Origin of the sequence: Streptomyces sp. NPDC050988, assembly GCF_044456225.1 — a bacterium.
In the GTDB taxonomy this organism is placed as follows: Bacteria; Actinomycetota; Actinomycetes; order Streptomycetales; family Streptomycetaceae; genus Streptomyces.
Window position 1 is genome coordinate 82919 of the sequence record NZ_JBITFQ010000033.1, and the last position, 23010, is coordinate 105928.

The window sequence follows — 23010 nt, forward strand, 5'->3', positions numbered from 1 at the left end:
CGCAGTTCCCCGCGCCCCTAAAAACCTAGGGGCGCCCTCTCCCTCACAAGTCGCTCGAGAAAACTTCCGCCCCTCGTACAACCCTGCCCCCTCCCCGTAGGTCTTGTGATCGCCAACCGCCCGTAAAGCCCAGGGAAACTCCGGGCAAATGCGAGCGGTACGCACCCCATTGACTGCGGGCGCCCGCCAGGCGTCCCCGCATGCAGCAGGAGAATCCCGCATGCACAAGAATCTGCGACTCACCCTCGCGACGGCCTCCGTTGCCGCGCTGACGGGGGGTCTGCTCACCTTCTCGGCGGTGACGGCCACGGCCGCCGACTCGACGACCGTGCCGCACGCCGACTTCAACGGCGACGGCGTCGGCGACGTGGCCTTCTCGGCCGCGGGCGCCTACGTGAACGGCCGCGCGACCGCCGGCCAGCTCGTCACCCTCTACGGCACCGCCACCGGAGTGTCCTCCGCCAAGCGGTCCACGCTCAGCCAGGACAGCGCCGGGGTCCCCGGCACCGCGGAGGCCGGTGACGCCTTCAGCGCGGAGACCGCGTACGCCGACTTCAACGGCGACGGGTACGACGACCTCGCCGTGTCCGCCCCGCGGGAGAAGGTCGGCAGCGACACCAACGGCGGCACTCTCGCCGTGCTGTGGGGCTCCGCGAACGGTCTGACCGGCAAGGGCGTCACCGTCGCCGACCCGGCCGTCTCCGCGCACGACTACTGGGGCAAGAACCTCGCCGCCGGCGACTTCGACGGCGACGGCACGGCCGACCTGGCCGTCGGCAACTCCTCCAGCACGGTCTATGTCTACAAGGGCGGCATCAGCGCGTCCGGCACCGCCGTGGGCGGCCGGTACACGCTCAAGCCCCCGATCCAGTCGGGCGGCGACGCCAGTGGCCCGATCAACCTCACCGCGGGCGACGTCAACGGCGACAAGAAGACCGACCTGGTCATCGACGGCTTCGAGACCGGGACCGACTACGGCTGGGCCAGGAACTACTTCGTGCCCGGCGCCGCGAGCGGCCTCTCGATCTCCTCGGCGCAGATCGTGAAGCCGGGCGCGATCACCGCGATCGGCGACGTCAACGGCGACGGTTTCGGCGACATCGTCTCCGGCGCGTACTGGCACAACACGTTGAGCGACGGCACGACGGTCCCGGACTCGGCCTTCGGCGGCAAGGTGAACATCACCTACGGCACCGCCGAAGGACCGGGCGCGACCACGGGCATCACCCAGAACACCGGCAACGTCCCCGGCTCCTCGGAGAAGAACGACTACTTCGGCTACGAGCTGGACCTCGGCGACATCAACGGCGACGGCTTCCAGGACATCGTCGTCACCTCCGCCGGTGAGGACCTGAACTCCATCACGGACACGGGCGCGGTCACCGTCCTGTACGGCTCGGCGAACGGCCTCAACACCGCTTCCGGCACTCAGTACTTCGCGCAGAGCACGGCGGGCGTGCCCGGCAGCGACGAGAAGAACGACGCGTTCGGCGCGGACGCGAAGCTCGACGACGTAAACGGCGACGGCCGGGCCGACCTGCTGGTCGGCTCGTACGAGAACGCGGGCAACGGCGCGGTGCTGTACATGCCCTCGAACGGCACGAAGATCACCACGACCGGCTCGCGGTCCGTCTCGCCGAGCAGCGCGGGTGTGTCGACGACCGGCACCCCGTCGTTCGGCGTGAACTTCGCCGACTGAGTTCGCGGACCGAGCACGTCCCGTCCCTCTTTCACCATCCGGCGGGCCCCGCACCGAACAGGATGCTGTTGGCGAATCCGCCGGGCGAAGTAATTGTCGCGAGAGTCCCAGCGACACGCCGCATGCACGGCGTGTCGCTGGGACTCAGAACTCACTTGACTCGCTCGCGCGAATTCGCCAACAGCATCCGAACAGGTGCGGGGCCCGCCGTCCCCCACTACCGGAGACCTCCTTGCGCAAGCGCCGCACACTCCTCCTCGCCACGACGCTCACCACCGCCCTCACGACCGGGCTCCTGATGGCGCTCCCCGCGACGGCCTCGGCCGCCCCCGCCGGCCTGAAGGGTGACTTCAACGGCGACGGCTTCGGTGACGTGGCCTTCGCCGCGCCGTACGCCAAGGTCGGCGACCAGGTCATGGCCGGGTACGTGGCCGTCGTCTACGGCAGCGCGACCGGGCTCGACCCCGCCAACCACACGGTGGTCGACCAGGGTTCGGCCGGTGTGCCCGGCGCCCCGGAGGCCGAGGACACCTTCGGTTCGGCGCTCGCGGTCGCGGACTTCGACGGTGACGGCTACGCGGACCTCGCGGTCGGCGCGTCCGGCGAGGACGTCGAGAGCGACGTCGACGGCGGCACGGTCGCCGTCCTGTGGGGCGGCGCGAGCGGTGTCGCGGGCGGTACGACGGTGAAGGACCCGGCGGCCGGCACGCACGACGAGTTCGGCCGCGTCCTGACGGCGGGCGACTTCGACGGCGACGGCAAGGCCGACCTGGCCGCGGGCACGACCGCCTCGCACGCGTACGTCGTCAAGGGCGGCTTCACCCGCTCGGGCACGACCGGTGCCGCCCAGCGGATCGCGCTGCCCGAGACCACCCCGTACGGCGTCGACGCGATCAAGGCCGGTGACACGAACGGCGACGGGAAGGCCGACCTCGTGCTGACGTACCGGACCGAGCTGACCGGGGACGGGCCCAACAGCTGGTCCAAGGGTGTCGCCTACCTCGGCACGTCCGCCGGTCTGGAGACGTCTGTGCCGCGCGGCCTGGGCGGCGGCACGACCATCGCGATCGGCGACATCGACGGGGACGGCTACGGCGAGATCGCCCTCGGCAACGTCTTCACCGCGGAGGACGACCACTCCGGCAGCCTCGGCGGCACGGTGACGGTCGTCCGCGGTTCGGCGGGCGGCCCGGTCAACGGCGACGCGCCCATGGCCGAACTCACCCAGGACTCCCCGGGCGTCCCCGGCGCCGACGAGGCGCGCGACGGCTTCGGCAGCGCGCTCTCCATCGGCGACGTGAACGGCGACGGCTACGGCGAACTGGCCATCGGCGTCATCTTCGAGGACATCGAGACGATCGAGGACACCGGCTCCACGGTCCTCCTCCAGGGCTCGGCGGACGGCGTCTCCGAGACCGGCGGCCGCACCCTCTCCCAGGCGTCCTCGGGCGTCCCGGGCAGCGCGGAAGCCATGGACTACTTCGGCTCCGACGTCCTCCTCACCGACGTCACGGCCGACGGCAAGGCCGACTACACGGTCTCCGCGTCCTTCGAGGGCGAGGGCGTCGGCGCGGTCACCGCGATGCTCTCCGACGGCACGGGCATCTCCCCGAACGGCGACCGCGGCTTCGGCCCCGGCGCGTTCAACCTGCCTTACACGTACGGCGCGTTCGGCGCGGGCCTCACCAACTGACGGACGTCACATGGGTGTCCGCACCGCGCCGGCCCTCGTCGCCGTACTGGCGGCGAGGGCCGGCGCGGTGGCCCTGGCACCCGAAGCCCGAACCTGTCGGTCCCGTCGCCTGTCGGTCCTGTCGGTCCTGCAGAGGACTGTCAACCGCGCACCCACCGAGCGGCCGCGATCATGCGGGCCGTCCTGGTCCTACAGGTAACGGCGGTTGCTTCGCTGTGGATCACCGGCTGACGCCCCCAATCGACCTGCCGGCACGGCGTGGCCCGGTGCTCCGGCCGTCCGGTGGTCTCGCTGTCGTGGCAGAGGACGACGGCAGTGATACACCAGGGCCGGAGGCAGATTCGCCCACACGGTCCGCCCGAGGACGACTTCCTCGAACCGATCCGCCAATGACCGGCGGAGCCGGCGAGCCGGGACGAACCGGCGGGCATGGACATAGGCGAAGGTCGTGAAGGCACCCTGTGGCGACAGGGCGTCCACGACGGCGTCGAGCAGTTCACGCTGTCGTTCGTGCCGAAACGACGCCCACGGCAGGCCGCTGACGATGGCATCGGCCTGACGGAGGCCGCGCTCGGCGAGGACGGCGGAGACGTCACGGGCATCCGCCGTGACCGCGTCGAGGCCTGCGAAGCGTTCGGTCAACAGGGCGGTGAAACGGTCATTGATGTCGAGGGCGATATGCCGCCCACGCCCGTCGAGCCGCTCTTGAATCGCCCGGCTGAACGCACCGGTGCCGGAGCCGAGTTCCACGACGACCGGTTGCCCCATTGACGGAATCGGTGCTGCCATCTGCCGGGCGAGAGCTTTGCCGCTCGGTATTACCGATGCGACAACGGTCGGCGCCTTGGCGAACTCACGGATGAACGGAATAAGAGTGTTGTCCACGACGCCTTCTTTCCAACCGACGAAACGGGCGGACTCGATGTGTCGGGTCATCGGTCGTTGCAGGGCGCGCCGAGCGTTCGACCACTGGGTGAGGAGACGCTGGAGGCGATGAATTGGTGGTTCGCTCAGCCGACCGACTGGGCGGCCTTCCTGATCAGGTCGGCGACGGCGGCCGGTTGCGAGACGTACACGGCGTGGCTGCCGGTGGACTCGACCGTGGTCGCGGCGGCCCGTTCGGCCATCGCCCGCTGGGCGGGCGGGGGGATCATGCGGTCGTCGGCAGCGACCAGGTACCAGCTCGGCCTGGTCCGCCACGCGGGCGCGGATACGGTGCCGGCGAGCGCGTCGACGCCCCACGGGAGCTGGGAGTCCGCCATGAACGCCGCCTGGCCTGCGGGCAGGTCACCGGCGAACGACGTGGCGAAGCGCTCTCGGTCCAACAGCAGAAAGCCGTCGACGGGCGGCAGGATCGGCGGCACCGGTGCGTCGGGCGGCGGGTCGGCGATGAGCGTGCTCACCGACTCGCCCCGGTCCGGGGCGAACGCGGCGATGTACACCAACGCCGCCACGCCGTCGTGGGTGCCGGCCTCGGTGACGACGACTCCTCCGTAGGAGTGCCCGACAAGCACGGAGGGGCCGTGCTGGGCGTCGAGGACCCGGCGGGTGGCCTCGACGTCGTCGGCGAGCGAGAACGTGGCGTGCTGCACGACACTGACCCGGAAGCCGTCGGCGGTCAGCAGGTCGTAGACGCCCTGCCAGCCGGATCCGTCGGCAAACCCGCCGTGCACGAGTACGACGTTGGTCACGGGCAGACCCATAGTGAGCCTCCTGGAGTTCGGATGTTGTTCCGGACAGAGATGTCGTTGTTCCGGACACGGATGTTGTTCCGGACAGAGGGGTGGGGTGGGAGTTCCATCGGCGGCGCGGGTTGGGCGGCGGCACGGCTCGCACGTGAGCCGGTCCACCCGGCACCTTCCTAGCGGTGGATGGCCTTGACCTCGAGGAACTCCTTCAGCCCGAACCGGCCCAGCTCCCGGCCGTTGCCGCTCTGCTTGTACCCACCGAACGGCGCGGTCAGGTTGAACTCCCCGCCGTTGACGATGACCTGGCCGGTGCGCATGCGCTTCGCCACGGCCAGCGCATGGTCCGGCTCGCCGAACACGCTGCCGCCCAGGCCGTAGATGGAGTTGTTGGCGATGGCCACGGCCTCCTCCTCGTCGGCGTAGGGGATCACCGAGAGCACCGGGCCGAAGATCTCCTCCTGTGCGATGACGGCGTCCGGCGCGACGTCGGCGAAGATCGTCGGGCGGACGTAGGCGCCCCTTTCGAGGCCCTCGACCGGGCCGGCGCCGCCGAACGCGACCGTGGCTCCGTCGGCGATGCCGCGCTCGATGTAGCCGGACACCCGGCCCTGCTGGGCGGCCGAGGACATCGGGCCGATCCGGGTGGCCGGGTCGGTCGGGTCGCCCACGCCGTAGGAACCGGCGGCCGCCACCGCGAGCTCGACGATCTCGTCGTGCCGACTCGCGGGCACCAGCATCCGCGTCCACGCGGCGCAGGTCTGGCCGCTGTTCATCCAGGCGTACTCGAGGCCGAGGTCGACGGCGTTCTGCAGGTCGGCGTCGTCGAGGATGACGTTGGCCGACTTGCCACCCAGCTCCAGCGCCACCCGCTTCACGGTGCCCGCCGCACCGATCGACACCCGCTTGCCGGCGCCGGTGGAACCGGTGAACGACACCATGTCGATGTCCTGGTGGCCGGAGATCGCTTCGCCGATCACCGACCCGGCACCGTACACGACGTTGAAGACGCCCGCCGGGATCCCCGCGGCCGCGGTCACCTCGGCGAACAGGGCGGCGGTGAGCGGGGTGAGCACGCTGGGCTTGAGCACCACCGTGCAACCGGCGAGCAACGCCGGCGCGACCTTCGCGACGGTCTGATACAAGGGGGCGTTCCACGGCGTGATCGCGCCGACCACACCGATCGGCTCGCGCACGAGCAGCGCGTTGCCCAGTTCCTCCTCCCAGGCGAAGCCGTCGGCCACCGCCGCGAAGCTGCTCGCCACCTGCTGGGGCAGCCCGGCCTGTACGACCTTGGCGTACGAGATCGGCGAACCCATCTCGGAGGTGACGGTGGTGGCGAAGTCGTCGATGGCGCCCTTGATGCCGTCGGCGATCCGGGCGATCGCGGCGGCCCGCTCGCCGACCGGCACCGCCGACCACTCAGGGAACGCGCGCCGCGCGGCCGCGACGGCCCGGTCGACGTCGGCCGCCGTACCCGCCGGAACATCGGCGATCACGGTGGCGGTGGCCGGGTTCACGACCTCGATGCGCTCGCGCCCGTCGCCGACGGTCTCGGCGCCGTCGATCCAGTGCTGGACGGCTCGTTGCTCGCTCATGCGCCTATCTCCTCGCTGTGGAACGGGCCGTGGGGCTCGGTGGTGTCGATGTGGGTGGCGCGGACGTCGAGCGCGCGATGGACGGCGCGGATGGATTCGGCGTCGTCCGGTCCGCCGCCGGGGTGTGGGTGCCGGACATGATCATGGAGGGCGATCTGAGCGTCGGAGTGCGCGCTACTCGGCCTTGGACCTGGCGACCAGGCTTGCGGCGTCGTGGTAGAACAGCCGGTTCTCGACGATCTTGCCGTCCCTGACGGTGAACTGTTCGATGAAGCGGGTCAGCTCTCCGGTCGCGACGTCCGGGATACCGACGCAGGCCGCGACGCGGTCGCCGTCGGCGATGGTGTAGTGCACCGTGATCGCGGACAGGTCGAGGTACTTCGGCAGGATCTGGGCGAGGGCGAAGAATCCGTCCTTGCCCTCGTAGGTCTTCCCGAAGGGCAGAAACAGCGGCTCGATGATCTGGACGTCGTCCGAGAGATAGGAGACGACGCGCTCGACGTCGCCCTTCTTCCCCGCTTCGAACATGGCCTCTACGACCGCACGGCTCTGCTCGGACTGTGATGTGGCTTCGGACATGGCGTTTCTCCTCGGGTTCAGCTGGTTCAGCGGTCGATCGTGGACTCGTTGAAGTCGTCGTGCCGGGCGCCGGTGGCCGGCGTGAGGGTGTCGAGCCTCTTCAACTGGCCGACGGTCAGGACGATGCCGTCGGCAGCGGTGTTCTCCTCGACGCGAGCGACTCGCCGGCTGCCGGGGATCGGGGCGATGTCCCCGCCCTGGGCCACCAGCCAGGCCAGCGCGATCTGTGCCGGGGTGGCACTGGCCTCGGCCGCGATGTTCCGTACCTCCTCCACGAGCCGCAGGTTCTGGTGGAAGGCCTCGCCCATGAAGCGCGGATTGGTCTTGCGCCAGTCGCCGTCGGGGATCTCCTCCGGCGTGCGGATCTGGCCGGTCAGGAACCCGTGCCCGAGGGGCGCGTAGGGGACGAGGCCGATGCCCAACTCCCTCAGCAGGGGCAGCAGTTCGGTCTCGACATCGCGGGTCCACAGGGAGTATTCGGTCTGCAGCGCGGAGACCGGGTGCACGGCGTGGGCGCGGCGGATCGTGTCCGGAGAGGCCTCGGACAGGCCGATGTTCAGGACCTTGCCCTCGGCGACCAGCTCGGCCACGGTGCCGATGGTCTCCTCGATGGGCGTGTTCTTGTCGACCCTGTGCTGGTAGTAGAGGTCGATCCGGTCGGTGCGCAGGCGCTTCAGGGAGCCCTCGACGGCGGTGCGGATGTTGGCCGGACTGCTGTCGAACAGCTCGGTCCCGTCCCCGGTATGGGACAGGATGCCGAACTTCGTGGCGAGGACGACCTTGTCGCGCCGGCCCTGCAGCGCCTGACCGACGATCTCCTCGCTGTGGTACGGGCCGTAACTTTCAGCGGTGTCGATGTGGGTGACGCCGAGGTCGAGCGCGCGATGGATGGCGCGGATGGATTCGGCGTCGTCCAGGCCGCCGCCGGAGAGGAGGGTGCCGGCCATGGACATGGCACCCAGGCCGATCCGGGAAACCCGCAGGCTCCCGAGCATGGCGTGCTGCATCGGAGAACTCGTTTCTCGTCGAGAGTGTCTATGGGAGGTAGATCAGAGGGAGGCGGCGAGGGTCGGCGTCCGTGGCATCCGAGCGGTCCGGGCGGTCCGGGCGGTCCGGGCGGTCCGGGCGTCGATCTCGATCTCGCCGACATCCAGCCAACATCGGTTCACCACACCCCGACAGGCACTGCGAAAAGGGGTACTCACAGGGACCCCTTCCGGAACGTGGGCCGGGCCTATCCTTGATCTCATGGACGAGAAGGAGGCCGCGCGGGCGGCGGTCCGCGAGTTCCTCACCACCCGCCGCGCCCGGGTCACCCCAGCCGACGCCGGCCTTCCTCCGCAGGGCACCCGCCGTCGGGTGAAGGGCCTGCGCAGGGAGGAGGTCGCGTTGCTCGCCGGGGTCAGCCCCGAGTACTACGTGCGGCTCGAACGCGGCCAGGCGACCGGGCCCTCCGCCGGAGTCGTCGACGCCGTCGCCGGCGTTCTGCGTCTGGACGACGACGAACGCGCTCACCTCGACCGGCTGCTCGCCACCCTGACCCCCGCGGCCCGCAAGCGGAGCCGCGGCGCGGCGAAAGACCTGGTCACTCCCGGAATCCGGGTGCTGCTGAACTCCATGGACCACCTACCCGCAGTGGTCTTCAACGGCCGGTTCGACATCCTCGCGGTCAACGCACTGGGGCGCGCACTCCTCGCACCGATGTTTGATCTGCCGGGGCGGACGAACAGCGCTCGTTTCCTGTTCCTCGACGAGCCCGGGGCCCGGGACCTGTTCCCCGAGTGGGACCGGATCACGGCCGACACCGTGGCGATACTGCGCATCGAGGCCGGCCGCCACCCCGACGACCCCGACCTGACCGAACTGATCGGAGAACTCGCGACCCGCAGCACGGAATTCCGGACGCGCTGGGCGACCAACGACGTACGAACCGCCCGGGCCGGCGCGAAGACCTTCCGGCACCCACTCATCGGAGAGGTCACACTGCCCTACGAGACCCTCCGCATCGACGCCGCCTCCAGCCAGATCCTCAGTGTCTACACCCCCGGACCCGGCACCCCCGAAGCCGACGCGATCCGCCTCCTGGCCAGCTGGAACGCCGACAGCCAACGGAACAACAACCCGGCAGCGGGAACAGGCGGCCGGAACCCCGAGGGCTGACTCGGTCTTCAGCCTGCGGCCGGCCGTTCACCGCGGGCGGGTGCGGGCGTGTGTACGTCCTGCCCGGCACCTCGTCGGGCCCCACGGGTACCGGCCCCCAGGTCCTCACGCTCGCGAGCCTGGGCCAGACCGCTCTCGCCGACCTTCTGGGCCGAACCGGCGGATCAATCGCGGACTGACCACGGATTGGCCGTGGACCGACCGTCCATACCGGCCGCACCGCGGTTACCCTCGGGGAGTCATCAAGTTTGACTACTGCGACTGTCCGAGGGAGCCGCATGGCCAACGAGGTAACCATCCCCCTGCTGCCCTGCCGGTCGATCGACGAGATCGCCGAGTTCTACGGCAAGCTGGGCTTCACCACGACCTACCGGCAGACCCGCCCCAATCCCTACGTCGCCGTCCAACGCGAGGACCTCCAACTGCACTTCGGCGGCATCGAGGGCTTCGATCCGGAGCAGTCGTACGGCTCCTGCGTGGTGATCGTCCCCGACACCGGGGCCATCCACCAGGCCTTCGCCGAGGCCATGCGGGCCGCCTACGGCAAGGTCCTCGTGTCCGGCATCCCCCGAATGACCAGCCCCCGCCAACGCAAGAACACCGGCAAGCGGTCCGGCTTCAGCGTCGTCGACCCGGGCGGCAACTGGATCCGCTTCTTCCCGGCGACGGAGGACGAGGACGCACCGAACGAGTCCTCGTACCCCACGGGCAAACTCACCAAGATCCTGGAGAACGCCGTCGTCCTCGGCGACTCCAAGGGCGACGCCCCCCAGGCCGCCCGCATCCTGGACGCGACCCTGACCCGCGAGCGGGAGTCCGCCCACTGCGTCGAGTTGGTCGAGGCCCTCGTCTACCGCGCGGAACTCGCCCTCCGACTGGAGGACGCACCACGGGCCCGCGCCCTCCTGACCGAGGCCGGCGGGGTCCCACTGGGGGACGACGAGCGCGCCCACCTCACCAACACCCTTGCGGTGGCGAGGGAGTTGGAGGGAGCGCTGCCCCCTACGGACCTTACGGGCGAAGGTGCCGTATAAGTGCGGCGAGCCCGGCGCCGGTGGCGGCTATGACGGTGTCGGGCTCGTCGCTTTCACGGAGGAGAAGGGTGTCTTGGCTTCCGGCGAGTTCCAGGCAGTTGGGGCCCTCCTGGTCTCCGGAGAACGAGGACTTCTGCCAGGCGAGGACCTGTGCCATGTCGGGTTCCCTCACTGGTCCTTGGTCAGTCGATGGATGAATTCCCTCGACTCTACGACTCCCAACGCCGACTTCTGCACCTCTACGAAGACCCGCCGATACCGGTCGAGCTGCGCCTCCGCATCGAGGAAGGCACCTCCGTGCGCGGCATCCAACAGAACGGTGTCCAGCTCTGGAACAGGGCCGCCCAGAAGCAGCGTGGCGTAGAGGACATTGAATCGGTCTACATCGAAGGGCACTACACGCAAGGAGACTTGAGGCCGTTCGGACTGCTCCAGGATGTGGCGTAGCTGCTGTTGGACGACTTCCCGACCAGCTCTCCTGATGCGCAGAGCGGCCTCGTGGATCACCACCTCGTAAACGAAGTCGTCCCGACGGAGGACTTCCTGGCGCTGCAGCCTGAACCGCGCCCGAGTCGCGCGCTGCTCCTCCGCCATCCCCCAGGCCGATTCGTTGTAGAGAGCCTGAACATGCTCCTCGGTTTGCAACAGGCCGGGGATGTGAACCATCTCGAACGACCTCAAGTAGGTTGCGTGGCCTTCCAGTTCTGCGAGGTCGACAAAGCTTCGCGGGAGCAGGCCTCGATACTCCTCCCACCATCCGCGCACCCGCTCGTTCGCCATGATCACCAGCGCCTCGACGAGTGGACTGTCCCCAACTCCGTAATGGCTGGCCAGGAACCGGATGCGTTCCGCGCTCACACCGACGCGCGCCGCCTCCACGCTGGAGAGCTTGCTCTCGTTGATCCCCGTCGCCCGGGCGGCTTCTCGAAGGCCCAGCCCTGACCGTTCCCGGAGCTTGCGCAGCTCCGTACCCAGGCGCTCCTGCCTCACCGTGATGACGGTCCTGGCAACCATGTGCCCCTCTTTCCCCATGAGTTGAGGTCACGATAATGCGGGAACAGCTTGACCCGGGTCAAGCTGTTCCCCTACCTTCGGTGACGAAGCAGCCACTCACCGGAACGGAAGTGCATCACCCCGTCATGCCACGCCACGCCATGCCGGGCCAGACAGAGCCACCGCCCCGATGACCCCCCACCCACCCCCCACCAGGAGACCGCATGCCCATGCCCACCCCCTGGGAGTACACCCTCTACATCCCCCACGACCCCCGAGCCGTAGGCATCTGCCGCCGCGCCCTACGCGACATCCTCACCCGCCACCACCTCCCCACCCTCCTCGAACCGGCGGAGCTACTCGCCTCCGAGCTCCTCGGGAACGCCATCCGGCACACCGAGGGCCCCGCCGCCCTGAAGCTCAGACGGTCGGGAACCTCGTTCCGGCTGGGCGCGTGGGACACGGACCCCGCGCCGCCGACGACGAAGCCCGAGGACGACGAGACGGGCCGCGGCCTGCGGATCGTGCGCGCGTACGCCGACGACTGGGGCTGGTTCCAGGTCAACGGCACGGCGGGCAAGTACGTGTGGTGTGAACTCGGCACGAAGGCCGAATAGCGCGGATAATCAAGACGTCGGCCATAAGACGCCAGGCAAAGGAAAGGCGGCGATCACGATGGCTGAACACCCGAACGCAATGCTCGTCCGCAAGGGCTACGACGCTTTCACGCGGGGTGACATGGACACCCTGCGCGGCCTGATGGCATCGGACTGTACGCACCACGTACCCGGTAGTCACATGCTGTCCGGCGACCACAAGGGACAGGACTCGATCATCGAGCTGTACGGCCGGCTCTTCGAGGAGACGGGCGGGACCTTCAACGTCGACCTGAGCCATGTGCTCGTCGACGGCCGGGGCCACGCGGTTTCCGTGCACCGCTACACGGCCGAGCGCAACGGCAAGCGGATCGAGCAGAACGGCTGCCTCGTCTTCCGGATCGTGGGGGACAAGTTCACCGACATCGACGAATGCCAGGAGGACATGGAGAAGGAGAGCGAGTTCTGGGCGTAACGCCCCAAGGAACGCGCACGCGGCAAGGAACGTGCCCGCGGCCACAACCCCCGGCGGCCTCCAGGTGTCACACAGGTGAACCACAGTCCCCGGTTCACCCGGTCACCACCCTGGAGCCCCCGTGCGCATACGGACGTACGCAATCGCCGCCACCGTCGCCGCGGCGGTCACCGCGGGCCTGACACTCGCGCCCGCCGCGGTCGCGGCCCAACCCTCCCCCACCACAAGCGACTTCAACGGCGACGGCTACGCGGACCTCGCCGTCGGCGTCCCCGACGGAGCCGTCGGCGGCAAGGCGAAGGCCGGTTACGTCAACGTCGTGTGGGGCGGCCCGAAGGGGCTGGGGGCCTACGGCAGCATCCGGGTCAGCCAGTCCACCGCCGAGGTGCCCGGCTCTCCGGAGACGGACGACCGGTTCGGCGCCTCCGTGGTCCTGGAGGACCTCAACGGCGACGGCATCGCGGAGCTGCTCGCCGGCGCCCCCGGCGAGGACGTCACCGACCGTGGCGTGGACGCGGGCATGGTCACCGTCGTGGGCGGGGCGAGGGGCGGCCCGAGCCACGGTTCCACGGCCCTCACCGGCCCGGCGGCGTCGGCGGCGTACGGCGGGTCCGTCGCGGCGGCCGACCTGACCGGGGACGGCAGCAGGGACATCGTGATCGGCGGCCGGGACAAGGTCGTGCTGCGCACGGCCGACGGCATCCTCACCACCGTCCTCAACGCCCCCATGGGCGGCCGCGCGCCCGTCCTCGCCCCCGGCGACTTCACCGCAGACGGCACGGCGGACCTGGCCCTGGCGTACTGGACGGTCGACGCCCCGTTCACCCAGTCGCACGTACGGCTGTGGGCCTGGGACGCGGCGGAGCAGGGCATGGCCAACACCTGGAACACCGACAACGCCGGTGTCTCGGCCCTCGCCGCCGGGGACTTCGACGGCGACGGCAACGACGACCTGGCCCTCGGCGAGTGCCGCGAGATCGCCGACGAGAACATCGACGACCCGTGCGGCCCGGAGGAGTACGCGAAGGGCGGCGGCATCCACGTCCACTACGGCAGCGGCCCGGACGGCTCCTTCGGCCACCGCGCGCAGACCCTCGGCCAGGACACGGCCGGCGTGCCGGGCGTCGCCGAGACCGGCGACCGCTTCGGCGCCTCCCTGGCCGTCGCGGACGTGAACCGCGACGGCCGCGACGACCTGGTCGCGGGCGCCCCCGGCGAGGCGATCGGCACGCGGGCGGGCGCGGGCGCCGCGACCCTCCTGTTCGGCGGCACGACCGGCCTGGTCGACACCGATGGCGAAGGCCACTCCGTCGCGTACAACCAGGACACCGCGCGCGTCCCGGGCGTCGCGGAGGCGGGCGACGCCTTCGGTGCCGCCGTCGCGACCGGTGACTACGATCACGACGGCAGGGCGGACATCGCGGTCGGCTCCCCCGGCGAGAACGCGAAGTCGGGCGGTGTGTGGGTACTCCCCCGCGCGAGCGCCGACAGCTCCTACACGGTCACGCCCGCCAGGCTCGGCCTCCCGGCCGTGGCCGGCGGACTCGCGTACGGCCAAACCCTGAGCAGCCACTAAAAGTCCCCGAAAACATCCCCGAAGAACCCATGACAGCCCCCTGGGAAGTCCCTTAGGGGATGTCACAGCTCGGCAGCAAAGCCGGGCCCGTTGCCCCGGGCCCGGCACGTCACTGTGCGGGACCAGGTACGTTCGATTACGTGGCTGGATTCAGGATCGGACGCGGCCGGGACAACCGCACGCAGCAGGCGCACCTGCAACAACAGGCGCGGCAGCAGCCTTACGGACAGCAGGCCCCCCAGGGCGGCCCGTCGTACGGCTATCCCCCCGCGCCGCAGCCGTACCCGCAGCAGCATCAGCAGCGGTACGGCAATGGCGGCGGTGGCGGTGGCAACGGGCCGCAGCAGTGGCCCCAGGCGAACGGGCACGGTGAGCCGGAGTACTTCGGCGACCACGACCACCACGGTCAGGGCCCGGACCCGTACGCGGCGAACCAGCCGGGGCACACCACGGCGTTCTCCGTCGGCGAGGACCCGTACAACCCGGGCGGCACATACCGCGCGGGCCAGACGACCGCGCCCCCGGTGGGCCCGCGGCTGCACTGGAAGGAACTGCTGACGGGCGTCATCATGCGCCCGAACCAGACCTTCCTGCAGATGCGCGACTACACGATGTGGGCCCCGGCCCTCATCGTGTCGTTCCTCTACGGCCTGCTGGCGGTCTTCGGCTTCGACGGCGCCCGCGCGGACGTCATAAACGCCACCCTGTCGAACGCGGTGCCGATCGTCCTGACGACGTCGATCGCGATCGTCCTCAGCGCGTTCATCCTGGGCGTGGTCACGCACACCCTCGCCCGCCAGCTCGGCGGCGACGGCGCCTGGCAGCCCACGGTCGGCCTCTCCATGCTGATCATGTCGCTGACGGACGCGCCGCGACTGGTCGTCGCGATGTTCGCGGGCGGCGACGCGCCGTTCGTGCAGCTGCTGGGCTGGGCGACCTGGGTCGGCGCCGGCGTGCTCTTCACGCTGATGGTCAAGAAGTCGCACGACCTGCCGTGGCCCAAGGCCCTGGGAGCGTCGGCGATCCAGCTGATCGCCCTGCTGTCGATCATCAAGCTCGGTACGTTCTAGGCACCCTCCGGGCGGCTCCCCGGGCGTCGTTTCAGGTGTCGCCCTAGGCGTCGCCCTGGGGCCAGTGCGCCGGCTCGATGTTCTGGTTGGCGTGGAAGAGGTTGTGCGGGTCGTAGGTCCGCTTCACCTCCGCGAGCCGGTCGTAGTGGTCGCGGTAGGTGGCCCTGACCCGCTCCTGGCCCTCGCCCGGCCCGATGAAGTTCACGTACGAACCGCCCATCGAGTACGGGTGCAGCTCCTCCTGGTAGTCCGTGCACCACTGCCTGATGAGTTCGGCGTTGTCCGGGTCCGGGTCGACGCCGGCGAAGACGCCCGACCAGTGGGCGTCGCGGTAGGCCCACGCCGTGTCGTAGGAGCCGACCCGGGCGGCGGCTCCGTCGACCGGGTAGAGGTGCATCAGCGACAGGTCGGTGGGGAGGTTCTCGCCGTACTTGAGATGGATGTCGGCGGCCTCGTCGGTGATCCGGTCGAAGAAGTCGCCGCGCCAGTACCACTGCAGGCCCTTGGGGATCAGCTCGTCGAACATGCTCTGCAGCGCCGGGTACGGCATCGGGGTCGTGAAGTGGAAGGTCGGCCGGCCCACGTCGTTCACCACCGCGAGCGTCTCGTCCAGCAGGGCCAGATCACCGGTCCAGCACCACACGACACCGCACATCTTGTGCCCGTGCAGCTCCTCGGGGAACGGCGGCCCGGGCGGCACGGCGAGCACCGTGTAGAAGCCGTTCAGGTCCTCGGGTGCCTGCGGCAGGAACTCCCGGTACCAGCGCAGCACTTCACGCGTGTGGTCCACCGGCCACAACGTGATGCCGACGCCCACGGTGTGCACCGGGTGCAGCCGGTAGGTGAAGGACGTGACGATCCCGAAGTTCCCGCCTCCGCCGCGCAGCGCCCAGAAGAGGTCCGAGTACGAATTCTCGCTCGCCGTGACGAAGCTGCCGTCGGCGAGGACGACGTCCGCGGAGATCAGGTTGTCCACCGTGAGCCCGTACTTGCGGGTGAGGTGACCGTGTCCGCCGCCGAGGGTCAGTCCGCCGACGCCCGTCGTCGACATGATCCCGGCGGGGGTGGCGAGGCCGAAGGCGTGCGCCGCGTGGTCGAGGTCGCCGAGCAGGCTGCCGCCGCCGACCTGCGCGGTCCTCGCGACCGGGTCGACGCGTACCCAGCGCATCGGCGACAGGTCGAGGGTGACTCCGCCGTCCACCAGGCACAGTCCCGGGCCGCTGTGTCCGCCGCCGCGCACGGCGAGTTCGAGTTCGTGGTCGCGGACGAAGTCGACCGCGCTCATCACGTCCCCGGCGTCCGCGCACCGCACGAAGGCGGCCGGCCGCCGGTCGATCATCGCGTTGTAGATCGACCGGGCCTCGTCGTACGCGCCGTCCTCAGGCGCGATGACCGGCCCGCGCAGTCCGGTCCGCATCGCCTCAAGGGTCGTACCGTCCATACCGCCGCCGCTGTTGCCGGTGGTGCTGCCCGTGCTGCCCGTGCTGCCGCCCATGACGATCGCTCTCCTTGCGAGGCCCGGTAGGTACGGTCCGTCCGCGATCGCACGTTTCATCCGCCCCAGGGCCGATATGTCAAGGGTCTCGCCGCTCGGCGGGCCTGGCAATCGCGAGCGGGGTGCCCCGGCCGGGCGAGGGGAGCACCATGGAGCCATGGACGGCGGCAGGGACGGACATGGACACCGGCGTGGGGCCGGCGGCACGGACGGACGTGGACTTACGCGTGGGGCCGGGGGCTCACTGGCCGACGTCAGCACACCGGGCCGCGTCGCCGGCCCCGACGAGGACATCAGCCACGAGGAACTGGCCCTCGCGGCCCGCAACCACGGCCTCCCCCTGGAAGCCCTGCGCCACGACGTGACCCCGCCCGGCCTGCACTACGTACTGGTCCACTACGACATCCCCCACGTCCCGCCCGCCGAGGCCGACACCTGGACGCTCACGGTGGGCGGCAGGGTCCGGAAGCCCCTGGTCCTGGACCTGTCCGCCCTGTACTCGCTCCCGCCCGTCACCCACCGAGTGACCATGGAGTGCGCGGGCAACGGCCGGGCCCGCCTCACCCCACGCCCCGTGAGCCAGCCCTGGCTCGTTGAGGCGGTCGGCACGGCGGACTGGACCGGCGTACCCCTGCGGACGCTGCTCGCCGAGGCCGGAGTCGAGCCGGACGCCGTCGAGGCGGTCTTCACGGGCGCCGACCACGGCGTGGAACGCGGCGTCGAGCAGGACTACCGCCGCAGCCTCCCGCTGGCGGACGCCACGGCCGCCGACCCGGAGGTCCTGGTGGCGTACGAGATGAACGGCGCCCCGCTCCCACCGCAGCACGGCCACCCGCTGCGTCTGGTGGTCCCCGGCTGGTACGGCATGGCGCATGTGAAGTGGCTGCGGGACATCACGCTCACCGACACCCCGTTCACGGGCTTCCAGCAGTCGGTGGCGTACCGCTACCGCCAGGACCCCGACGAGCCCGGCGCCCCGGTCACCCGTATCGCGCCTCGTGCGCTGATGGTCCCGCCCGGCTTCCCGGACTTCATGTCCCGCACGAGGGTCGTACGCCCCGGTCCACTGCGGCTGGAGGGCCGCGCCTGGTCGGGCCACGCTCCGGTGACGAAGGTCGAGGTCAGCACGGACGACGGCGACTCCTGGCGGGAGGCGGAACTCGACCCGCCGGACGGCCACCCGGGCCACGCCTGGGCCTGGCGCCACTGGCGGGCGCCCTGGACGGCGACCCCCGGCACCCACGTGCTGACGGCCCGGGCCACCGACGCCGAGGGCAACACCCAGCCGGTCACGCAGCCCTGGAACCGGGGAGGCTTCGGAAACAACCTGGTGCAACGGATTCCCGTACTGTGCGCGCGGGCTGACGGGTCGTCATCCACACACTCCCGCCCGGCGTGAGGCAGACCGCGCGCGGCCGACGGAACCCGAGGGGCCGCAACTGGTCCCCGTGCCGGGCGGAGGGCGTGACCGCGACGGCGGTGCCGCCCTCCTCGTCGACGGCACCCAGCCCCGGTGCCAGCAGGTCGGCGGCCACGGTGTGGTCCCAGGCGCTCGTGTCGTCCAGCGCGCCGACGACGACCACCTTCCAGTGCGACTCGTCGGGCGCCGCCTTCTTGAGGCCGGCCGACGGGAACGGATGCTCCTGCGGGCCTGGGCCGAGCTCACGGGAGAGCAGGCCGCTGAAGCGCCGGTCGGGCGGCTCGGCACCGGGGCTGGGAGGCAGCCAGACGGCGGCCGCGAGAAGCGTGCCGTCCTCGCGCTCGGCCACCCACACCTGACCGTCCTCCAGGGCGTGATGGGCCAGCATCAGCCGCATGGCACGGCGGGCCCGGTCCCAGTCGACGGGGGCGGCGTCCGGGTGCCGCAGGACGTGCGGGACGGCTCCGGTGTCGGTCGGGGCGATGAGGCGCGCCACGGCCGGTACGTCCACGAGTCCCGCGGCGCGCACGGTCGTGCGGGACCGCGGCGGGAGAGACTTGGCCATGGTCGTCGTGGCCCTGGCCCTGGCCGCGGTGGTGGCCGTGATGGTGGTCATGGTCATGTCCAGTGTTCTCCTTCTCAGACGGTCCGGCTCGTGCCGGTGAGTTCGACGGTGAGTTCGACGGTGACGGGGCGTACCCGCGCGACGGACGGGAGGCCCGCGCGGAGGAGCCGGGTGGGGCGCGGCGGGCGGGACCGACCGAGGGCGGGAGCGGGGGCACGCCGGCCGGGACGGTCCTGGTGGGACTGAGGACGGCTGAGGAGGATCACGCCCCGGGCGGCCACCACGGCACCCGCGAGGGCGATCAGGGTGCCCGTCGCGCCGTAGAAGCCCTCGCCGAGCAGGCTGATGCCGATGACGGACGCGGCGACCGGATTGACGAGGGTCAGCAGGGCCAGCGGACCACCGAGGCCACTGCGGTACGCCTTCTGGGAGAGCAGCAGCCCGCCCGAGGCGAACGCGACGGTGAGCACCGCGACCACCGCCACACTCCAGGACAGCGTCGGCCCGACAGCGAGCTTCTGCGCCAGCGTGGAGCCGACCCCGGAGGCGATACCGGAGGCCGCGGCAAAGGCGAGACCGCCGAGACCGGAGCGTACGAGCACAGCGACGACGACGAAGGCGACGAGCGCGACCCCGATCACCTCGCCGGTTACCAGGGTGTCGTCCGGCGCGTTGCCCGCCGCGGTGGCGACGAGCAGCGCGGTCAGCCCGACAAGGGTCAGGGCCATACCGCGCCACTGCGTACCGGAGGTCCGCCGCCGGGCAACCAGCGCCCCCAACGGCACCGCCACCACAAGGGTCAGCGCACCGAGCGGCTGCACGAGGGTCAGCGGCCCGTACCGCAGCGCGACCACATGCAGCAGCGCGCCGGAGGCGTTGAGCCCGACGGCCCACCACCACGAGCCACGGGCGAGCGTGCCCCGCAGGTCGGCCGTACCGGCCGCGGTCCGCTCCTGAACCACGGCGGCCGCCGCGTAACAGAACGCGGAGACCAGGGAGAGCGCGAGGGCAAGAACCACCGGACTGCTCATCATCGTCACCCGCCCTCCCTGCACTCACGATCGATACGAAACGGTTTCGTACACGTACGCTACGGGGACCACTAGCGAAACGCAAGCGTTTTTTTAAGGGCAAGAAAAACGCGCCCCATAAGGGGCGCGGGGAACTGCGCGACCAGCCACAACGGCGCCGCAGCCAAAAAGCGGGCACTCCAGCGGAGCTCGAACGTGGAACGTCAGGCGTCGAGAACCTGGCCGACCCTCTTCACCACGGGCGGCTCAACACTCCACGGAAAGTTGATCCACTCATCCGTCCGCTTCCAGACGTACTCGCACTTCACGAGGGACTGCGACTTCTCGTAGATGACGGCGGACCGCACCTCCGCGACGGCGTCGACGCAGAAGTCGTACACGAGCTTCAACGTCTTGCCGGTGTCGGCGACGTCGTCCGTGATCAGCACCTTCTTGTCGGAGAAGTCGATGGCGTTGGGGACGGGCGCGAGCATGACCGGCATGTCCAACGTGGTCCCCACCCCCGTATAGAACTCCACGTTCACAAGGTGGATGTTCTTGCAGTCGAGGGCGTAGGCGAGCCCGCCGGCGACGAAGACTCCGCCGCGGGCGATGCTGAGCACGATGTCGGGCTCGTACCCGTCGTCGGCGATGGTCTGGGCGAGCTCGCGTACGGCAACGCCGAACCGCTCGTAGGTGAGGTTCTCGCGCACTTCAGTCACGCTGCCGCCGCTCACACCTGGGTCCGATGGAAGTTGAGGAAGGAGCGTGAGGCGGTCGGCCCGCGCTGCCCCTGGTAGCGGGACCCGTACCGGTCGCTCCCGTACGGAAACTCGGCCGACGAGCTGAGCTGGAACATGCACAGCTGCCCGATCTTCATGCCCGGCCAGAGCTTGATGGGGAGGGTCGCGAGGTTGGACAGCTCAAGGGTCACGTGCCCGGAGAAACCGGGGTCGATGAACCCGGCGGTGGAGTGCGTGACGAGCCCGAGCCGCCCGAGCGAGCTCTTGCCTTCGAGCCGGGACGCCAGGTCGTCAGGAAGCGTGATGACCTCGTACGTCGAGGCGAGGACGAACTCCCCAGGATGCAGGATGAACGGCTCGTCCCCCTCGGGCTCGACGAGCCGAGTGAGATCCGCCTGCTCGATGGACGGATCGATATGGGGGTAGCGGTGGTTCTCGAACACCCGGAAGTAGCGGTCGAGCCGCACGTCGACGCTCGACGGCTGCACCATGGATTCGTCGTAGGGATCGATCCGTACGCGCCCGGCGTCGATCTCGGCCCGGATGTCCTTGTCAGAGAGAAGCACGCCCCGAGGATACGCAGAGCGCCCGGGCCCGCCACAATCCGGTGATCGTGGCGGACCCGGGCGATGACGAACAAGGCGAACGCGCGGTACCCGGCACTGCGTACCGCGCGCCTCGTGTACTCAGTGCTTCTGATACTCCACAGGTACGACATTGCGGAGCCGGGCACAGCGTGGGCAACGGATCAGCCGGCCGGGGCCGAGCCGATCGGCCTGCTGCATCGGAAGCGAGGCGGTGCTGAACACGTGCCCTTCGGCACAACGGACGACGGTGCTGCGTTCCATCAAGTCCCCAGAGTCCCTTCCCCAAGAGCCAAGTCTGCCTGACGAGGAAGCGCCACATTACGGGACGAAGCGGACGACCCTCCAGGCGGCACTCCGATCCCGCGCAGCCCCTCTTCAACCCCTCCACCGTACGCCCCAACTCCCGCGCCCCGCAGCCCCGTCCACCCCCCGAAACAGCACCGGGCCCCACGGCTTCAGCGCCGGGGGCCTGGCATGAGGTATGGTGATTCCGCGTTTCCGACACCGGTCCAAACCGTCCGAACCGGCGCCTTACGCGGGTGTAGTTTAGTGGTAGAACATCAGCTTCCCAAGCTGAGAGTGCGAGTTCGATTCTCGTCACCCGCTCCATATGAAACCCCAGGTCATCAGCCTGGGGTTTGTTTGTTCAACATCCTCGTCCGTGCCGTGGACGTACTCTCCGAGTGCGAAGAGGTCGTGACTGTGTGCGCGACGAGGATGCTCGTCGAGAAGGACGCCAACGCGCTGCGCGCCTCGATCGGCCAGGACCAGAACTGCGGCGACGTCACGGCCCCGACCCTCCGCGTACTCACTCACGGCAGCAGCCACGACCGGGAACCCCTCACCGCGCAGGTGCAGACATGTCTGATCGCCTGCTGTCGCAGCGACGACCTGTGCGAGCAGCACGAGCGCTGCCGCCTGTGCGCCGACGCCACCGGCCGGGCCGCGGACACATGATGGGAAGCGCTGGTCGCTCTCGGCACACAGAGGCGGTGACCGACCGACCCGGCGTCCTGTCGGCAGATGCGCCAACAGGACTCGAACCAGCAGGGCACTACTCGGCCCGGGCCCCGCGGGACGCCCGGAAGGACGGCGAAGGACGCCGCCGCCAGCCCCAGCACCTCGATGACCAGACCGCCGATCCGGAGCCGCCGCGCGGTCGAGTCGCCGCCCGACACTGACGACATCAACTCGGTGATACGGGACGGCTTCTGGCCCAGCTACGTGTGGTGTCCTGCCGCCACCCAATCGGATGGTAATTGTCGGCAGCCCGGCGGCCGTGCACAGCAAGCAGCACACTGCGACGCGTGATCATGACTGAACGTCGCTACTGGACCACGTCGGCCCTCCTGGCGGTCGGCCTCTTCCTCTCCCTGACCGGCTGCGCCACTGATTCGCCCTCGCGTCATTCGGAGCGGCTGCAGAAGGCCGCCGGATTGAAGGTCTTCCACATCGAGACCTCCAGGGAGCTGTGGGAGAAGACCTCGGATCAATTCCCGTACGACCAGCGCGAAAGGCCGATCAAAGCCAAGGTGACGACACTCCCGAACGGCTTGCAGCGGATCGAACTGTCTGGTGTGAGCCTCACCAACTACCTTCGGGAACTGGACCACGACGCCCATGGTGGAACCGGGAGCGGAGATGCGCCGTGGACCCGGAGCAGGGAAGCCGAGTCCATCCGCATGTACGACGAGATCTCGGCTGTACTCGACCGGACGACGAAACGCCCCGAGCCCGAGGACCCACCTCTGCGTGCCGTCGTGGACACGGCTTTCGTCGACGCCAAACGCCAGTAGAACCAGCCCGCTCGTCGTCTCTCGTTCTCGGGGTGGGGCGCAAGTACACGCCCCGAGATCCGGTATGCATCGGTGCGCTTTGTGATGCGTCCTCGCGGGAGATTCGGATCGACGGCGAGCAGACGGAGTCACCCTGGGCCAACACCGGCTGGGCAGTGGCAGTCGTACGCTCTGTGGAACCTCGTCGTGCAGTGTCACGCCGGGCCTCCTCCTGCTTCCAGCGGCTCGCCGACCCC

General features: G+C 69.9%; 23 protein-coding genes and 1 tRNA gene. 12 read left to right on the top strand and 12 right to left on the bottom strand.

Features of this window, described 5'->3' with window-relative positions:
- Positions 1–220: 220 nt before the first annotated feature.
- Positions 221–1699: a VCBS repeat-containing protein gene (locus ACIBEI_RS41425; RefSeq protein ID WP_398895956.1), complete on the top strand. Its 1479-nt coding sequence runs from the start codon at positions 221–223 to the stop codon at positions 1697–1699.
- Between the two features lie 232 nt (positions 1700–1931).
- Positions 1932–3392: a VCBS repeat-containing protein gene (locus tag ACIBEI_RS41430; RefSeq protein ID WP_398895958.1), complete on the top strand. Its 1461-nt coding sequence runs from the start codon at positions 1932–1934 to the stop codon at positions 3390–3392.
- Between the two features lie 189 nt (positions 3393–3581).
- Here ACIBEI_RS41430 and ACIBEI_RS41435 read toward each other — a convergent pair whose 3' ends face one another.
- The 5 genes from ACIBEI_RS41435 to ACIBEI_RS41455 form a co-directional block, all read right to left on the bottom strand.
- The gene (locus ACIBEI_RS41435) at positions 3582–4277 is read right to left on the bottom strand and encodes a class I SAM-dependent methyltransferase (RefSeq protein ID WP_398895959.1); all 696 of its coding nucleotides are present in this window, start codon (positions 4275–4277) and stop codon (positions 3582–3584) included.
- 125 nt (positions 4278–4402) lie between these two features.
- Entirely contained in the window at positions 4403–5095 is a 693-nt protein-coding gene (locus tag ACIBEI_RS41440) for an alpha/beta fold hydrolase (protein ID WP_398895961.1), read from the bottom strand.
- A 158-nt stretch (positions 5096–5253) separates the two neighbouring features.
- Positions 5254–6675: an aldehyde dehydrogenase family protein gene (locus ACIBEI_RS41445; protein ID WP_398895963.1), complete on the bottom strand. Its 1422-nt coding sequence runs from the start codon at positions 6673–6675 to the stop codon at positions 5254–5256.
- 174 nt (positions 6676–6849) lie between these two features.
- Positions 6850–7254: a nuclear transport factor 2 family protein gene (locus ACIBEI_RS41450; RefSeq protein WP_398895965.1), complete on the bottom strand. Its 405-nt coding sequence runs from the start codon at positions 7252–7254 to the stop codon at positions 6850–6852.
- A 26-nt stretch (positions 7255–7280) separates the two neighbouring features.
- The gene (locus ACIBEI_RS41455; RefSeq protein ID WP_398895967.1) at positions 7281–8261 is read right to left on the bottom strand and encodes an aldo/keto reductase; all 981 of its coding nucleotides are present in this window, start codon (positions 8259–8261) and stop codon (positions 7281–7283) included.
- Positions 8262–8502: 241 nt separating this feature from the next.
- Here ACIBEI_RS41455 and ACIBEI_RS41460 point away from each other — a divergent pair, with 241 nt between their 5' ends.
- Positions 8503–9414: a helix-turn-helix domain-containing protein gene (locus ACIBEI_RS41460; RefSeq protein WP_398895969.1), complete on the top strand. Its 912-nt coding sequence runs from the start codon at positions 8503–8505 to the stop codon at positions 9412–9414.
- A gap of 278 nt (positions 9415–9692) precedes the next feature.
- A complete protein-coding gene (locus ACIBEI_RS41465; protein ID WP_398895970.1) occupies positions 9693–10448 on the top strand; it encodes a bleomycin resistance protein in 756 nt (251 codons plus the stop codon).
- On the opposite strand, the gene ACIBEI_RS41470 is transcribed toward ACIBEI_RS41465, so the two are convergent.
- A complete protein-coding gene (locus tag ACIBEI_RS41470; RefSeq protein ID WP_398895972.1) occupies positions 10426–10605 on the bottom strand; it encodes a DUF397 domain-containing protein in 180 nt (59 codons plus the stop codon). The two genes, ACIBEI_RS41465 and ACIBEI_RS41470, sit on opposite strands and share 23 nt — an antisense overlap.
- 11 nt (positions 10606–10616) lie before the next feature.
- On the bottom strand, positions 10617–11462 hold the full coding sequence (locus ACIBEI_RS41475; RefSeq protein ID WP_398895973.1) for a helix-turn-helix domain-containing protein: 846 nt from the start codon (positions 11460–11462) through the stop codon (positions 10617–10619).
- Between the two features lie 203 nt (positions 11463–11665).
- Between ACIBEI_RS41475 and ACIBEI_RS41480 the strand changes: the two genes are divergently transcribed.
- The 4 genes from ACIBEI_RS41480 (at position 11666) to ACIBEI_RS41495 (ending at position 15158) form a co-directional block, all read left to right on the top strand.
- The gene (locus ACIBEI_RS41480) at positions 11666–12058 is read left to right on the top strand and encodes an ATP-binding protein (protein WP_398895975.1); all 393 of its coding nucleotides are present in this window, start codon (positions 11666–11668) and stop codon (positions 12056–12058) included.
- A 58-nt stretch (positions 12059–12116) separates the two neighbouring features.
- On the top strand, positions 12117–12512 hold the full coding sequence (locus ACIBEI_RS41485; RefSeq protein WP_398895977.1) for a nuclear transport factor 2 family protein: 396 nt from the start codon (positions 12117–12119) through the stop codon (positions 12510–12512).
- Positions 12513–12633: 121 nt separating this feature from the next.
- Complete coding sequence (locus tag ACIBEI_RS41490) at positions 12634–14088, top strand: FG-GAP repeat protein (RefSeq protein WP_398895978.1); 1455 nt, start codon at positions 12634–12636, stop codon at positions 14086–14088.
- 59 nt (positions 14089–14147) lie between these two features.
- Positions 14148–15158: a Yip1 family protein gene (locus ACIBEI_RS41495; RefSeq protein WP_398895980.1), complete on the top strand. Its 1011-nt coding sequence runs from the start codon at positions 14148–14150 to the stop codon at positions 15156–15158.
- Positions 15159–15201: 43 nt separating this feature from the next.
- Here ACIBEI_RS41495 and ACIBEI_RS41500 read toward each other — a convergent pair whose 3' ends face one another.
- Positions 15202–16599, bottom strand: coding sequence for an FAD-binding oxidoreductase (locus ACIBEI_RS41500; RefSeq protein WP_398895998.1), 1398 nt, complete (start codon positions 16597–16599; stop codon positions 15202–15204).
- Positions 16600–16810: 211 nt separating this feature from the next.
- Between ACIBEI_RS41500 and ACIBEI_RS41505 the strand changes: the two genes are divergently transcribed.
- Complete coding sequence (locus tag ACIBEI_RS41505; RefSeq protein WP_398895982.1) at positions 16811–18052, top strand: sulfite oxidase; 1242 nt, start codon at positions 16811–16813, stop codon at positions 18050–18052.
- Here ACIBEI_RS41505 and ACIBEI_RS41510 read toward each other — a convergent pair.
- From ACIBEI_RS41510 to dcd, 4 genes are all read right to left on the bottom strand, one after another.
- Positions 17943–18695: a hypothetical protein gene (locus ACIBEI_RS41510; protein WP_398895983.1), complete on the bottom strand. Its 753-nt coding sequence runs from the start codon at positions 18693–18695 to the stop codon at positions 17943–17945. The genes ACIBEI_RS41505 and ACIBEI_RS41510 overlap by 110 nt on opposite strands.
- A gap of 17 nt (positions 18696–18712) precedes the next feature.
- Positions 18713–19672, bottom strand: coding sequence for a hypothetical protein (locus tag ACIBEI_RS41515; protein WP_398896000.1), 960 nt, complete (start codon positions 19670–19672; stop codon positions 18713–18715).
- Positions 19673–19872: 200 nt separating this feature from the next.
- Positions 19873–20370: a phosphoribosyltransferase gene (locus tag ACIBEI_RS41520; protein ID WP_398895985.1), complete on the bottom strand. Its 498-nt coding sequence runs from the start codon at positions 20368–20370 to the stop codon at positions 19873–19875.
- Positions 20371–20381: 11 nt separating this feature from the next.
- Positions 20382–20957 (bottom strand): dCTP deaminase, encoded by a 576-nt coding sequence (dcd, locus tag ACIBEI_RS41525; RefSeq protein WP_189844028.1) that lies wholly within the window; start codon positions 20955–20957, stop codon positions 20382–20384.
- A 556-nt stretch (positions 20958–21513) separates the two neighbouring features.
- Here dcd and ACIBEI_RS41530 point away from each other — a divergent pair.
- From ACIBEI_RS41530 to ACIBEI_RS41540, 3 genes are all read left to right on the top strand, one after another.
- Positions 21514–21587, top strand: a tRNA-Gly gene (locus ACIBEI_RS41530).
- Between the two features lie 57 nt (positions 21588–21644).
- Complete coding sequence (locus ACIBEI_RS41535; protein ID WP_398895987.1) at positions 21645–21935, top strand: hypothetical protein; 291 nt, start codon at positions 21645–21647, stop codon at positions 21933–21935.
- Between the two features lie 350 nt (positions 21936–22285).
- The gene (locus ACIBEI_RS41540; RefSeq protein ID WP_398895988.1) at positions 22286–22774 is read left to right on the top strand and encodes a hypothetical protein; all 489 of its coding nucleotides are present in this window, start codon (positions 22286–22288) and stop codon (positions 22772–22774) included.
- The last annotated feature ends 236 nt before the right edge of the window (positions 22775–23010 follow it).

What these genes read in the sequence shown, in the direction of transcription:
- ACIBEI_RS41480 (WP_398895975.1), top strand. Translation starts at nt 11,666, where the DNA reads ATGCCCATGCCCACCCCCTGGGAGTACACCCTCTACATCCCCCACGAC.
- ACIBEI_RS41475 (WP_398895973.1), bottom strand. Translation starts at nt 11,462, where the DNA reads ATGGTTGCCAGGACCGTCATCACGGTGAGGCAGGAGCGCCTGGGTACG.
- ACIBEI_RS41470 (WP_398895972.1), bottom strand. Translation starts at nt 10,605, where the DNA reads ATGGCACAGGTCCTCGCCTGGCAGAAGTCCTCGTTCTCCGGAGACCAG.
- ACIBEI_RS41450 (WP_398895965.1), bottom strand. Translation starts at nt 7,254, where the DNA reads ATGTCCGAAGCCACATCACAGTCCGAGCAGAGCCGTGCGGTCGTAGAG.
- ACIBEI_RS41425 (WP_398895956.1), top strand. Translation starts at nt 221, where the DNA reads ATGCACAAGAATCTGCGACTCACCCTCGCGACGGCCTCCGTTGCCGCG.
- ACIBEI_RS41445 (WP_398895963.1), bottom strand. Translation starts at nt 6,675, where the DNA reads ATGAGCGAGCAACGAGCCGTCCAGCACTGGATCGACGGCGCCGAGACC.
- ACIBEI_RS41495 (WP_398895980.1), top strand. Translation starts at nt 14,148, where the DNA reads ATGTCACAGCTCGGCAGCAAAGCCGGGCCCGTTGCCCCGGGCCCGGCA.
- ACIBEI_RS41515 (WP_398896000.1), bottom strand. Translation starts at nt 19,672, where the DNA reads ATGATGAGCAGTCCGGTGGTTCTTGCCCTCGCGCTCTCCCTGGTCTCC.
- ACIBEI_RS41485 (WP_398895977.1), top strand. Translation starts at nt 12,117, where the DNA reads ATGGCTGAACACCCGAACGCAATGCTCGTCCGCAAGGGCTACGACGCT.
- ACIBEI_RS41465 (WP_398895970.1), top strand. Translation starts at nt 9,693, where the DNA reads ATGGCCAACGAGGTAACCATCCCCCTGCTGCCCTGCCGGTCGATCGAC.
- ACIBEI_RS41440 (WP_398895961.1), bottom strand. Translation starts at nt 5,095, where the DNA reads ATGGGTCTGCCCGTGACCAACGTCGTACTCGTGCACGGCGGGTTTGCC.
- ACIBEI_RS41505 (WP_398895982.1), top strand. Translation starts at nt 16,811, where the DNA reads ATGGACGGCGGCAGGGACGGACATGGACACCGGCGTGGGGCCGGCGGC.
- ACIBEI_RS41510 (WP_398895983.1), bottom strand. Translation starts at nt 18,695, where the DNA reads ATGACCATGACCACCATCACGGCCACCACCGCGGCCAGGGCCAGGGCC.
- ACIBEI_RS41460 (WP_398895969.1), top strand. Translation starts at nt 8,503, where the DNA reads ATGGACGAGAAGGAGGCCGCGCGGGCGGCGGTCCGCGAGTTCCTCACC.
- ACIBEI_RS41455 (WP_398895967.1), bottom strand. Translation starts at nt 8,261, where the DNA reads ATGCAGCACGCCATGCTCGGGAGCCTGCGGGTTTCCCGGATCGGCCTG.
- ACIBEI_RS41500 (WP_398895998.1), bottom strand. Translation starts at nt 16,599, where the DNA reads ATGGACGGTACGACCCTTGAGGCGATGCGGACCGGACTGCGCGGGCCG.